This is a genomic window from Gammaproteobacteria bacterium (assembly GCA_029880545.1).
GTDB lineage: Bacteria > Pseudomonadota > Gammaproteobacteria > Acidiferrobacterales > SZUA-150 > JAOUOD01.
In genome coordinates, this window is record JAOUOD010000008.1 from 128,433 (window position 1) to 141,393 (window position 12,961).

Genomic DNA, 12,961 nt, shown 5'->3' on the forward strand with positions numbered 1-12,961 from the left:
CGGATGCGCTGCAGTCTGGCCGGGTGAGTGGTCACTCTGCTAATCTTTCCCGGTCTTTGTTTTGGTCCGGCCTTATGAATCAGCCCGCGTATTACAGCCTCAGGCAAATGTCGCCCTACCGGGGAACGGTGCAGGTGGTGGAGCGTGGCGGTTTTCGGGCATTCAGCGAAGACGGGCATCACTGGCATGTGCAATACCAGCCTGCGGGTGGCGGACGCTCCGTGTACGGCGCCTGGTCGGTTGATCGCCCGGATCGCTTGATCGATACGCCGCAGACCGGCGCCTTTCTCGATGCGCTGCGAAACCATCCGCCGGTTCCGTTTGCACCTGCCGACAGCCTGGAGCTGTGGTTGCTCGACAAGCACGAACACTTGCCCCTGGCACTGCTGGCCACGGCATTACCCAATCGAACACCGCCGCGCCTGGATGAGGTCAGCTGGCAATCTGCCATTGCCGCAAAACCCTTTGTTGCCGACAGCTTGTTGAATGAAACCGGCGAGATGCCAGGCTATGCCCATGCCGAGGTGTTGCGACGCACGATCCAGTTGGAGGCCGGTGCCATGCCGCGGGCGCAATGGTTTTTTCGAGATGAAGCCGGCGATGGTTGTGGCGATACCGGTTGTCGAATTGACGAGGAATTGCGAGGTCGATCACTGGCGCGATCCTATTTCCCGGAATTGTTGTTGCGTGAACATGGCTGGGACGATGATGCGGCGGTTCGGCTGATACAGGATTACCACGAATGGCTGGCGCCAAGGCTGTTGACTCATGATGCCCTGGTGGAGCCGACGCGGGCGTGGCTGGAAAAGGCGGCGCGGCGGCAGGCGGCGCTGGTGTATTACCTGAGAAAGGTGATGCCGGATGTTGCTGATAATGAGCAGTTCAGGGTGATGCTGGTTCAGGGCCGCCTCGAAGCCGGACTCTAGCCACATCAAACCCGCACAGTTTCCGCGGCGGCTGCCTGTCCCGGAACCAGGCTGGTATAATTTGTTCTTGTTATACGTCCCGACGTGAAGGAGTGGATTGTGGAAAGTGGTGGCGGATGTTCAATGACGGAGCCGTTTGCGCTGCGTGTTGTCGGTGACAGCATGGCGCCGGAATTTGAAGACGGGAAAATCATTATTATTGATCCCGCTATGCCGCTGGTGGATGGCATGTACGTGATCATCGACTTCCAGGGCGAAACGGTTTTTCGCCAGTATATTGAGCGCGATGGCCGGAAGTTCCTGCACCCGCTGAACGAGACTTACGAAGACCAGGAGCTGGTTGGCCCGTATTTCTCGCGTGGCGTGGTAATTCAGCGTGCCGGTCGACGCCGTGATGGCGTCAAGCATTACGAGTACCGCGAGGAGTTGTTACGCGCTCATCGGGCGGCAGTGGAATCGAAAACCGGGCGCAGTGCCGGTTGAGCCCGGTGCAGGAACCAGTTATCCATAATCACCCGGCGGGCAAACCAGGGATTGGCAATTGCCTGCCGGGCCAGCCAGAATTTCAGTTTTCCCGGTAACCACGGCAACGATGACCTGGGCACATCGTTGGCCGCAGGTTTTCCAAGACGCCGCTCAATACTGTCGACATACCTGGCCAGTGATGCCTCGGTATAATTACCGTTAGCCCTGATGATGGTATCAACCGCCAGGATCGCTGATTCAATGGCCGGCCGGATGCCTTCGCCACTTTGCGGGTAGGCAAGACCCAGCGCATCACCCATCAGCATTACGCCATCATCGATTGCGCGACGGTGTCCATGACCGTAAAGCAGGTAGGCGTGTCCGCAAAATCGCGTTTCGATATTCGCAGGCACGCGTTCACGCTCAAAAAGGTAACGCATGAACTCATCGATGTGATCAGGCAGTCGATGGTTATCTTCGCGACCAAGGCCGATATTCAGGTACTCACCCTTGCGAAACACCCAGGCATAACCTTTCAGGTCGCGACAAAAGAACAGTTCCGCCTGGTCACCCTGTACTGCACATGATTGTTGTTGTTCAGGCGTGAGCCGGACTTCCAGTTCCTGGGCGGATACCGCGCGTTCGTGTTTGCCCGGGCGGTTGCCAATGAAGCGTGAAACCGGGCATGCATGGCCGCCGGCACCGAGTATCAGCGGTGTTTCAATGACACCGTTAATGACCAAGCGATCCTGTTGACGGCTGATATCGGAGACGCGCGTATTCAGTTGCGTACGTACGCCGCTGCGTGCCAGCAGGTAGTGATCGAATTCGCGACGCCGGATGCCGTAGCTGACTACATCGTTATAGCGGGTGCTGCTTTCATTGCCATCAAGCATGCTGGTTCGAAAGCCGCGGATTTCCTGAAGGGTATGTTGTTGCCGGTATTGATCAATATCCAGTTGCAGGGACTCGATAATGGCCGGGGTAATCCAGCCGGCACAGACCTTGTCGCGGGGGAACTCGGCCTTGTCGATCAGCAGTACATCGGCACCGGCCTGCTTCAATTGCCATGCGGCGGTGGAACCGGCTGGTCCACCGCCAACGATGACAATATCTGCCGTGATCATTTTTCGGTCCGGTACAGATGATCCCGGGTCAATGGCATGGTGTTCAGGGTTGGCCTGCTGAACAGGGCCTGGAACAGTTGCAGGTCGCCGGCGGTGAATGCTGCCACCGAGCCTGCCAGGTACAGGCGCCATGCGCGGAAAAACTCCCGGTCAAACATGTTTTCGATCAGCGCCTGGTGTTCGTCGAAACGTCCTAGCCAATGGCGCAGTGTTTGCGCATAGTGCAGCCGCAGGTTCTCGATATCGAGAATGGAAAAATCCTGTGGTTCGAATATTTCCATCATTTCCGAAATTGACGGCGGGTAGGCGCCGGGGAAAATGCGTTTCTCGATCCATGCATTCATCAGCTTGGGGCGGTTGCGCCCGATGGAATGAATCAGGCCGCGGCCATCCTGTTTCAGTACGCGGTTAATGGTGCTGCCCAGCACCGACATGTTTTCAGCGCCGATATGTTCGAGCATGCCGATGGAAACAAACACGTCGTATTCGCCAGTGATATTGCGGTAGTCGTCTTCAACGTATTCAACAAGATGATCAAGACCCTGTTCCTTCGCCGCCTGTCTTGCGTAGGCGACCTGTTCACGGGAAATATTGTAGGCCTTGACCTTTACGCCGTAGTGTTTGGCCATGTAGCGCGCCAGTCCGCCCCAGCCGCACCCGGCTTCGACAACGGTTTCACCCGGTTGAAGCTGCAGCTTGCGGCAAACGTGTTCCAGCTTGGCCTCTTGTGCCTGTTCGAGCGTGAAATCCGGTTGGGCATAGTAGGCGCAGGTATATTGCATGTGCCGGTTATCCAGCCACAGCCGGTAAAAATCATTGCTGATATCGTAGTGATGATGAATATGCGTCTGCGCGTTGCGCAGCGTGTTGCGCCGCGGCTTGGGCGAGCGCAGGGTTGACCAGAATTTCTTGACCGGGCCACGGCTCTCACTGGCGTGGTTCATGGAGCCATAGATAATTTCGAAAAAGCGGATCAGGTCGCCCTTGAGCTGAATATGTCCGCTGGAGTACAGGTCGCCGAAATGTAATTCAGGGTTGCGAATCAGCTGGAACAGCGTGCCCCGGTTTCGGATGTAGAGCTCATCATGGTAGGTAAAGTGGCTGCCAGGGTGTTGCTTGCTCAAGCGGGTACCATCCCAGAGTATGATTTCCAGGTTGGGGCAGCCCAGTTTTTTCAGAATCAGGTCAACCAGGCTGTGATCCAGAGCGGTGCTCTTGCGCCGGTCGGTGCCTGGCGCTGAGTGTTCTTGATCGAGCTCGCGCCCATTTGCCCAGATAGCCTTGTCTCTTGCTCTCACGAACGAATTCCTCCCGGTTTCCTTGTGTTATTGTATTAATGTGCAAATGCCGAAAAAGCAGGAAAAACCGCTATGGCAACAGCTGAACGACGTATCCTAAAAGGATTTTTCGGTGCTGGCAACCAGCCGGGTGCGGGTGGTTTTTCCGGTCAGGAGGAGCCGCCTGGCTCCGGGCCGGTCTTGCGTCGGTAGCCCCGGGGCCGTATGGCAACGGTGTTGCTGATGCGTGCACAAAGCTGCCCGTGTTTGTCATAGTAGCCCATTTCAAAGGTGGGCGTACTGCGACCACGGGATTCCAGTTCCTTGCGGATGATTTTTTCCTGCTCAGGCGGAAAGTCAAAGCGCAGCTCCAGATCGGTCGTGGCAGGGTGCTCAAACTCGATGGTGAGTGCGCGCGTCCAGACGGCATAACCGGGAAATACCCGGGAGCAGGCTATGGCTGGAATCGGGTCGGCAACGCTGGCCTGGGAGCCGCCGAACATGGAGCCGCCCATGTTGCGTGTGAAGCGTGTTAACGGCAGCTTTACCCGGACCTTGCGCCAGTGGTTTTGCTGACTGATACGGATGCCGGTCAGCCAGAATGGCGGAAAGAATTCCAGGTCACGGCGCTTGCGGGCGCCAAAAAATCTGAGTAATCGAAACGGGTTCATGCGCCCAGTATAATGAACCTGGTGTTTGTTGTTTAGCCTGAATTCAGCAATACGAGGAAAGATTATGGATGATGAAAGATTGCCAGTGGACAAGCACGCGGTAATTCGGGTGGTTCCCTATCCCCAGGATACCAATCCCGCCGGGGATATATTTGGTGGCTGGATCATGTCCCATGTAGATGTGGCGGGCAGCATCGCTGCGTCAAAACATGCCAGGGGCAGGGTAGTGACTGTTTCCGTCAATGCATTTCATTTTCGCAAACCGGTGTTTGTCGGCGACCTGGTCAGTTGCTACGCGGACATTGTTCGGGTTGGTAACAGTTCGATTACCGTGGATGTTGAGGTATATGCTGAACGAGGCTGGCGCGAAGGCGCCAATATGGGTCAATGTCACAAGGTGACGGAAGCTACTTTAACTTATGTAGCGATTGACGATAAGCGCCGGCCACGCTCTGTTGCAAAAGACTGAAGTGCAGCGACGGTTTTTTGTTGCCCGAATAGTCTGCCGGTTGTAACTGCGATTTTCCTGGTGTGGAAGCGTATGTAGGGGCAGTTTTTGGCGTACCACTTGTTGTTTGCCGGGTGAGCCCGTTAATGGCGTTCTTGGTCTGGATGATTTCATCCAGGCTTTGCTTGAATATCTCGACCACTTCAGGCGAAAAATGCAAACCGCTCTGGCTGATGATGGTTTCCATGGCGCGATCAAGGCTCCAGGCCGGTTTATACGGTCGTTCGCTGGTCAGGGCATCAAAAACATCTGCCAGTGCAACAATACGGCCGGGCAAGGCAATTTCACCCCGCTTGAGTCCGTAGGGGTAACCGGTACCATCCCATTTTTCATGATGCGTCAGTGCTATAACGCTGGCCATTTTCATGACCTCGGACTCATGTCCCGACAGCAACTGCGCGCCGATAATAGTGTGGGATTTCATTGATTGCCATTCGTCGCCGTTTAGTTTCCCTTTTTTAAGCAGGATGGAGTCCGGGATGCTGATTTTGCCAATATCGTGCATCGGGCTGGCCTTGTAGATGACCTCGGCCTCCGCATCAGTCATGCCCATACCCCTGGCGAGAATGCGCGCGTAGCTGGACATGCGTTCCAGGTGTTCAGCCGTTTCATTGTCACGAAAATGCACCGCCGTCATCAGCCGGTTGATGGCATCTTCGCCGGCATTTTCGATGTTATGACTTTGTAGCCGGATTTTTGCATTGAGCAAGTCAATATGTTCCATGGCTTCAAGTTGACTGAAGCGCAGGCGCAGGAAGTTGGCCACTCGCGAAACCAGCTCCCGGTTGTGAAGATCCTTGAGCACGACATCGGTAGCACCAAAGTTCAATGCTTCGATTCGGGTCTCGCTGTCGATGGCGGAGGAAATGATGATTATCGGCAGGTGTTCATTACCGGCTTCTTGCCGGATGACCCGCAGAATCTCCACACCGCTCATTTCGGGCATGTTGTAGTCCAGCAGCAGCAGGTCAAACTGATGCTGGCGGTGCAGGCTATGCACTTTCAGTGCGCTATCTGTTGTGTGCACCTGGGTAAATCCGGAACTTTTGAGAAGTTTCTGGATAATAAAAAGATGATCCGAATTGTCGTCGGCTATGAGTATGCGGGCGTTTAGATAGCTTTTACTGGATATCATTCCAGGCTTCCTGATGGATTCCGTTCCGGAAATGAGTGACTCAATAGGCTAAATGTAGTGCTTAGTGATTTGGTAATCTATAAGGGGACTGTAAACGAGTTAAAATTATGGAGCCGGGTCTCGAATAACCAATCTTATGCTCCAAAAAAAAGAAATGCCGCTTAAAAAGCGGCAAAAAGAGTTGAAGGTTGGGAGGAAAAGAAAACGGTACAGTGTCGTCAGCCTTGCCCGGTTCAGGCAGCCTTGCTGGCTGCAACGGAGCGCGCCTGCTTGTGTTCGGCGTAGCGGCTGACGTAGTCGGCCAGTGAAATTCGATTCATGAAGTCATACAGGTCGGTGCTGAATTCATTCCACATGGCATGAATCGGGCTGCGGCTGCTGTGATACAGGGTATCGATCATATCAGGATCGGAAATCGGCCCCTTTTCATCGATAGCGGTAACGATATCGGCAATACTGATATCTTCAGCCGGGCGAGCCAGGCAATAGCCGCCGCCGGGACCGCGTACGCCGGAGACCAGGTCTTCCTTGCGCAGGCGGGCAAAAATCTGTTCCAGGTACGAAAGCGAAATACCCTGGTCATGGGTCAGTTCGGTCAGGGTCATCGGGCCTTTTTCGGCATTCAGTGCCAGGTTCATCATGGCGGTTACGGCGAAACGGCCTTTGCGAGATAGTCTCATTGCATCATTCTCCCCAAAAGTTCACACTCAATTCGGTTGCAGCCATATACTTGACTAAATTTGTCAACATTCTAAATTGTTGATGGATTTAGTCAAGTATTTTCTGATTACGGGAATGGGGGCGACTGTTTATCCAAGCCTATGTTTTTACGGGTCATTCTCCATAATTTCATGTAATTTGATGTTTTTACATTGTAAAAGTTTGTCAATCTCATGCTGTATGTCATAGCCGGAATCGCATTACTGCTTGCCCTGATCGGCCCGCAATGGTGGACCGCCTGGGTGATGCGTCGCCATGGCGCCAGGCGCGACGATTTGCCCGGAACCGGCGCCGAGCTGGCGCGCCACCTGCTGGATCGGTTTGACCTGAAAGACGTCAAGGTGGAACAAACCGAGCGCGGTGATCATTACGACCCGACCGCACGCACCGTGCGCCTGGGCCCCGACCACTTTGACGGCAAGTCGCTCACCGCCGTGGCCGTGGCCAGCCACGAGGTGGGCCACGCGCTGCAACATGCCCAGGGCTATCGTCCGCTGGTATGGCGAACCCGCATGGCAGTCTGGGCCGGGTCGGTCGAGCGCCTGGGTGCGGGCATGATGGTGGCAATACCGGTGATTTCGCTGATTTCAAAAAATCCACGTATGGGCTTGATCCTGCTGGCCGTCGGAATATTCAGCATGTTCCTGGCCACGCTCGTGCACCTGGTAACCCTGCCGGTGGAATGGAACGCCAGTTTTCGCCGGGCCCTGCCTGTTCTTGAAGAAGGCTACTTGTCGCCACGGGACATGCCGGCGGCACGACAGGTATTGCGCGCCGCGGCCTGGACCTACGTCGCCGGGTCGCTGGCCAGCCTGTTGAACATAGCACGCTGGATCGCTATTTTGCGTCGACGTTAATGGCCTTGTGCCGAAAACCAAGCGTGCTAGGCTTGGGCCCGGAAACACGACAAGAATAACCTGCAACCATTACGAACTTCGGAGCGATCATGCGCAGCGATACGCCTCAGACCATATATCTCAAGGACTACCAGCCACCGGCATTTCTCATTGATACCGTCGATCTCGAATTTGATCTTGGCGCTGACTTCAGCACGGTGAGTTCCGCGCTGGTGTTGCGCCGTAACCCGGAGGCTGCCGACAGCAACGCGGCGCTGGAGCTGGACGGTGAAGACATGGAGCTGGTCAGCGTTACCCTGGACGACAAGCTGCTGGATGCAGCGGCGTACCAGTTGAGCGAAGAGAAACTGGTCATTGCCGATGTACCGGATGCGTTTACGCTGAAGATCGTGACCCGCATCAAGCCGCAGCAAAACACGCGGCTCGAAGGCCTGTATATGTCCGACGGCATGTATTGCACCCAGTGTGAAGCCGAGGGCTTCCGTCGTATTACCTATTATATAGATCGTCCCGATGTGATGGCGAAATTCACCACGTCCATTACCGCCGACAAGGGCGCCTACCCGATCCTGCTTTCCAACGGCAACTGCATTGATAGCGGCGACCTGGATGGCGGTCGTCACTGGGCAAAATGGGAAGACCCGTTCAAGAAGCCGTCCTACCTGTTTGCGCTGGTAGCCGGTGACCTCGATTGTCTTGAAGATACCTATACGACCAGCAGTGGTCGCAAGGTGGACCTGCGCATCTACGTGGACCGGGGCAACCTGGACAAGACCGACCACGCCATGGCATCGGTCAAGCACGCGATGAAATGGGACGAGGATGTGTTCGGTCTCGAGTACGACCTGGATATCTACATGATCGTGGCGGCCAATGCCTTCAACATGGGCGCCATGGAAAACAAGGGCCTGAATATTTTTAACTCCGCCTATGTGCTGGCGCGACCCGATACCGCCACCGATGTTGACTACGAAGGTATTGAAGGTGTTATCGCCCATGAATACTTTCACAACTGGACCGGTAACCGTATCACCTGTCGTGACTGGTTCCAGTTGAGTCTCAAGGAAGGGCTGACCGTTTTTCGTGACCAGCAATTCACCGCGGACATGACATCACACCCGGTCAAGCGTATTAGCGACGTGCGCATGTTGCGCGCCCGCCAGTTTACCGAGGATGCAGGCCCCATGGCACACCCGGTGCGACCTGATTCGTATGTCGAGATCAACAACTTCTATACTGTAACCGTGTATGAAAAAGGCGCCGAGGTAGTGCGCATGTATCATACCTTGCTGGGCGCCGATGGTTTCCGCAAGGGCATGGATCTCTACTTTCAGCGACACGATGGCCAGGCGGTAACAACCGATGACTTTGCTGCGGCCATGGCCGATGCCAACGGTTTTGATGTCAGCCAGTTCCTGTTGTGGTACCAGCAAGCCGGCACGCCGAGTCTCACGGTGACCGGCAGCTATGATGACAAGAACAAGACCTACAGCCTGACCATGAAACAGCATTGCCCCGATACGCCGGGACAAAAGGGAAAGAAACCCATGTTGATCCCGGTGGCCATGGGCTTGCTCGACAAGCAGGGCAAGGACATGGCGCTGCAACTTCAGGGTGAAGCCAGGCCCGGTGCTACCAGCCGTATCCTGTCGCTGACTGAAGCGGAACAGGTGTTCACGTTTGTCAATGTCAATGAAAAGCCGTTGCCATCATTGCTGCGCGGTTTTTCGGCACCGGTCAAGCTGGATGTTGATCTTGATGACACCGAGCTGGCTTTTGTTGCCGGCCATGACAGTGACGCCTTCAATCGTTGGGATGCCGGGCAAAAACTGGCCGAGCGCATCCTGCTGCGCCTGGTTGATGCAAGCAAGCACGACAACCCGTTGCAGGCGGAGCCGTACTTCATTGAGGCCATGCGCAACACGCTTGCCGACAGCTCGCTGGACCAGGCGCTGATTGCCGAGGCAATGATCTTGCCATCCGAGGCGTATCTTGCCGAGTTGTGTGATGTGGCCGATCCCGATGCCATCCACCAGGCGCGCCAATTCCTGCGTTCGGAAATCGCCGCGCAACTGAAACCGGAACTGGCGGCCATGTATGAAAAAACGGCAACCACGGACCCGTATCGATACAACGCTGCCGAGGCCGGTCGCCGACGCCTGCACAATGTTTGTCTTGCCTATCTCGCCGAGACCTATGAAGACGAACAAATCCAGCGCTGTTACCAGCAATTCCAGGATGCCGACAACATGACTGACCAGTTGGCGGCCATGGGTGCATTGAGTAATTGTGATGTGCCGGAGCGCGAACATGCGCTGGCGGAATTTTATGAGCACTGGCAAACCGAGCCGCTGGTAGTAAACAAGTGGCTCAGCATCCAGGCCATGTCACATCGACAAAATACCATGGCCGAAGTGCACAGGCTGATGGATCACCCGGCGTTTGATATCAAGAACCCCAACAAGGTGCGCGCATTGATCGGCACGTTCAGTCATGGCAACCCGGTGCGCCTGCACGACCGCAGTGGTGAAGGCTATCGCTTCCTGGCTGACCAGGTACTGGTATTGAATGAACTCAACCCGCAAATCGCCGCGCGACTGGTATCGGTATTCAATCGCTGGCGCAAGTACGACGACGACCGGCAGTTGCTGATGCGCGCCGAACTGGAGCGCATCCTGGGTGCCGGCAAGCTGTCCAAGGACGTATACGAAATTGTCTCCAAGGCGCTGGGCTAAAGGCCGGTGCGGCCATGCCGGCAGCATCATCATGCTGCTGGCACTGTTGCCGGTATCCGTATTCGCCGCAAGCCGTGATGAAGCGATCACGCTGAAGAACTGGATAACGCACCCGCGCATCCTTGAGGTCAAGAGCCTTTATCGTGAAACAGCTGAAGGCATCAAGTCAGGTGTGCTGATCGTCGAGAACAGGCAATACGACATCACGTCATCATCGTGTGGCACTAACCCGATTCGCAGCCATCGGCTGGTCAAGGACAAAGCCGGCAATATCAGGATGTATGGCCGGGTAGAACTCGCCAGCGGCGGCGAACCGCTGACCATCGATCGCTACTACGACACCGGTGGCGCCTTACGCTTTGTCACCATCGGCACCATTATGGCCAGCCATCGTATTTATCTGGATGAAACCGGCAAGGTGTTCTGGTCCCTCGACAAGGACTTCGTCAAGTATCGCCAGGCCAAATTCTCCAACCAGGACCGCGAGACAAAACCATTGAAGGCAGAAGCAGCAGGCAAGCTGTTTGACGAGAAACAGGCGTGCCCATTGAAGTAGACCATGTGAGATAACAATGAAAACCGTTACGTTTGCAAACAAAACAATTATACCAACCAAGATCGTATGTATCGGCCTTAACTATGTCGATCACATCAAGGAACTGAACAACCAGGTGCCGACGCAGCAGGTGTTGTTCATGAAGCCCAACTCCGCAATTGGCGACGAGCTGGTCGCAGACCCGAAGGATGTTATCCATTATGAGGGCGAAGTCTCGCTGCTGGTGGAAGGCGGGCGTTATACCGCGGTGGCATTTGGTCTGGATCTCACCAAGCGTGACCTGCAATCGAGTCTGCGCAAGCAAGGACATCCGTGGGAACGCGCCAAAGGTTTTGATGGCGCTGCCGTGTTCAGCAAATTTGTCGAGTTTGATGGTGACGTAACCGGTTTGCGGCTGGAGCTGCATATTAACGACACGCTGGTTCAGTCAGGCGGTTACGAACTGATGATAAACAAACCCGAAGACATCCTGACGGAAGTGCAGAGTTTCACGACCCTGAACGACGGTGACATCATTATGACCGGCACACCGCAAGGCGTCGGCCCGATGGTTGCCGGTGACCGTTATGTTGGCAAGGTGTTTAGTGGTGATGAGTTGCTGGTTGAGGCGGAGTGGGTGGTGAGGTAGACACCGGTTTAATTTTTTCTGTAAGAACGTCATTCCTGCGAAAGCAGGAATCCAGGGAAGGAAATATGACGAAGCCGGTTTTGTATATTCTTGCAAGTCGCAGAAATGGAACCTTATATACCGGTGTCACCAGCAATCTGGTGAAAAGAGTTTATGAGCATAAGAACGGCCTGGTAGATGGTTTCACAAGGAAATACAAGATACATCTACTTGTCTACTATGAAGCCCATGAATCAATTGAAGCAGCTATCACGAGAGAAAAGCAAATCAAGAAGTGGAAGCGTAGCTGGAAATTGCAACTAGTCGAAAGAACCAATCCCTTATGGGAGGATTTGTGGAGCACTATCATATAGTTTCTGGATTCCTTTCCCATAGAACCTCTTCGGGGTTCGTTATGGGCGCCTTCGCTTGAGGCTCCAGGCGTCCGCAGGAATGACAGATGGATATGCCCCGACTTGGAGAGCGCTTGGTTAACGACTAATCGCGTAGATTGTAGGCGGTAATTCTGATAGGTGTGAGAGTGGTAAGAACTTTTCTCACTGGTAGAAAAATGACTGTCAATAAAGATGTTTCGATTCGGCCTATGTCATTGTTGGATCAAGCATCCATGGAGCAGCTGTTTGCTGATAAGAGGATCTACACGAATTTTGGCCAAGGACCCCTGTCAGTTGATGAGGTCAGGGCAAGCGTGCGAAGAAACGTAGAGAAATGGAAGATCGGGCTCTTGGGTGCTCATGTCATATGTTATCGGGAAAAAGTAGTTGGGAAGCTGATTTTATTTCCAAATGCCAATCAGGAGCATGAGTTGGGGTATGTTGTACATCCTGATTATTGGGGCAAGGGCGTTGGTAGTGAAGCCGCACGACTCGGGATAAAATATCTCGCCGACAATAATATAACCAAAATTGTTGTGGCGTATTCCAGGAAGTCAAATTTTCCATCTATTGCGATATTGAATGCTTTAGGTTTTGAAAGGATTGGCGAGGAAGAAGTAGACGGGGATGTCGTTCTACAAAAATTCATATTGGTTATTGCCAAATGAAGTTTATTGCCCCCGGAAATATAAGGCCGTCGGGAACGAGAGTGAGCGCCGGAAGTCGCAGGATTTGTTTGCTGTAGGGAGTGCTTTTACCCGCGACATTCTGCCCGTGCCGAGAAGTGATGAAAAATCCGCTCTTGTGAATCCCCTGTTCGAGCCCGAGTCGCGTTTTTCAGCGACCGGCGAGTTGGATGCACAAAAGGAATTTTTTATTGCTACGAGGATCAATCACGGGCAGCTGGAGCAATGGCTTTGGTGACTTTTGCCGAAACAAAAGTCACCCGCCGTGCGGGCGCGGGAGCCCGCTTTAATATCCT

General features: G+C 54.3%; 14 protein-coding genes. 9 read left to right on the top strand and 5 right to left on the bottom strand.

Annotated elements, in window-relative coordinates; genetic code table 11:
• Positions 1 to 74: 74 nt before the first annotated feature.
• Positions 75 to 926 carry a hypothetical protein gene (locus OEZ10_10885; protein ID MDH5633484.1) on the top strand — a complete coding sequence of 284 codons (852 nt, stop codon included), beginning with the start codon at positions 75 to 77 and terminating at the stop codon, positions 924 to 926.
• A 123-nt stretch (positions 927 to 1,049) separates the two neighbouring features.
• On the top strand, positions 1,050 to 1,409 hold the full coding sequence (locus tag OEZ10_10890) for a S24 family peptidase (protein MDH5633485.1): 360 nt from the start codon (positions 1,050 to 1,052) through the stop codon (positions 1,407 to 1,409).
• Here the strand turns inward: OEZ10_10890 and OEZ10_10895 are convergent.
• From OEZ10_10895 to OEZ10_10905, 3 genes are all read right to left on the bottom strand, one after another.
• Positions 1,364 to 2,518, bottom strand: a complete 1,155-nt coding sequence (locus OEZ10_10895) for an NAD(P)/FAD-dependent oxidoreductase (GenBank protein MDH5633486.1) — start codon at positions 2,516 to 2,518, stop codon at positions 1,364 to 1,366. The genes OEZ10_10890 and OEZ10_10895 overlap by 46 nt on opposite strands.
• Complete coding sequence (locus tag OEZ10_10900; protein MDH5633487.1) at positions 2,515 to 3,816, bottom strand: cyclopropane-fatty-acyl-phospholipid synthase family protein; 1,302 nt, start codon at positions 3,814 to 3,816, stop codon at positions 2,515 to 2,517. Before OEZ10_10900 ends, OEZ10_10895 begins: the two co-directional genes overlap by 4 nt.
• 149 nt (positions 3,817 to 3,965) lie before the next feature.
• Complete coding sequence (locus tag OEZ10_10905; GenBank protein ID MDH5633488.1) at positions 3,966 to 4,466, bottom strand: DUF4442 domain-containing protein; 501 nt, start codon at positions 4,464 to 4,466, stop codon at positions 3,966 to 3,968.
• Between the two features lie 64 nt (positions 4,467 to 4,530).
• Here OEZ10_10905 and OEZ10_10910 point away from each other — a divergent pair, with 64 nt between their 5' ends.
• Positions 4,531 to 4,935: an acyl-CoA thioesterase gene (locus tag OEZ10_10910; GenBank protein ID MDH5633489.1), complete on the top strand. Its 405-nt coding sequence runs from the start codon at positions 4,531 to 4,533 to the stop codon at positions 4,933 to 4,935.
• On the opposite strand, the gene OEZ10_10915 is transcribed toward OEZ10_10910, so the two are convergent.
• Together OEZ10_10915 and OEZ10_10920 are read right to left on the bottom strand one after the other, a co-directional pair.
• On the bottom strand, positions 4,874 to 6,109 hold the full coding sequence (locus OEZ10_10915; protein ID MDH5633490.1) for a response regulator: 1,236 nt from the start codon (positions 6,107 to 6,109) through the stop codon (positions 4,874 to 4,876). The genes OEZ10_10910 and OEZ10_10915 overlap by 62 nt on opposite strands.
• Positions 6,110 to 6,342: 233 nt before the next feature.
• Positions 6,343 to 6,789, bottom strand: a complete 447-nt coding sequence (locus OEZ10_10920) for an Rrf2 family transcriptional regulator (GenBank protein ID MDH5633491.1) — start codon at positions 6,787 to 6,789, stop codon at positions 6,343 to 6,345.
• A gap of 213 nt (positions 6,790 to 7,002) precedes the next feature.
• On the opposite strand from OEZ10_10920, the gene OEZ10_10925 reads away from it, so the two are divergent.
• The 6 genes from OEZ10_10925 (at position 7,003) to OEZ10_10950 (ending at position 12,647) form a co-directional block, all read left to right on the top strand.
• Positions 7,003 to 7,686 (top strand): zinc metallopeptidase, encoded by a 684-nt coding sequence (locus tag OEZ10_10925; protein MDH5633492.1) that lies wholly within the window; start codon positions 7,003 to 7,005, stop codon positions 7,684 to 7,686.
• Positions 7,687 to 7,775: 89 nt separating this feature from the next.
• Positions 7,776 to 10,421, top strand: a complete 2,646-nt coding sequence (gene pepN / locus OEZ10_10930) for an aminopeptidase N (protein ID MDH5633493.1) — start codon at positions 7,776 to 7,778, stop codon at positions 10,419 to 10,421.
• A gap of 31 nt (positions 10,422 to 10,452) precedes the next feature.
• Entirely contained in the window at positions 10,453 to 10,977 is a 525-nt protein-coding gene (locus tag OEZ10_10935) for a hypothetical protein (GenBank protein MDH5633494.1), read from the top strand.
• A gap of 16 nt (positions 10,978 to 10,993) precedes the next feature.
• Complete coding sequence (locus tag OEZ10_10940) at positions 10,994 to 11,605, top strand: fumarylacetoacetate hydrolase family protein (GenBank protein MDH5633495.1); 612 nt, start codon at positions 10,994 to 10,996, stop codon at positions 11,603 to 11,605.
• A 65-nt stretch (positions 11,606 to 11,670) separates the two neighbouring features.
• The gene (locus tag OEZ10_10945; GenBank protein ID MDH5633496.1) at positions 11,671 to 11,958 is read left to right on the top strand and encodes a GIY-YIG nuclease family protein; all 288 of its coding nucleotides are present in this window, start codon (positions 11,671 to 11,673) and stop codon (positions 11,956 to 11,958) included.
• Between the two features lie 197 nt (positions 11,959 to 12,155).
• A complete protein-coding gene (locus OEZ10_10950; protein ID MDH5633497.1) occupies positions 12,156 to 12,647 on the top strand; it encodes a GNAT family N-acetyltransferase in 492 nt (163 codons plus the stop codon).
• Positions 12,648 to 12,961 lie beyond the last annotated feature (314 nt).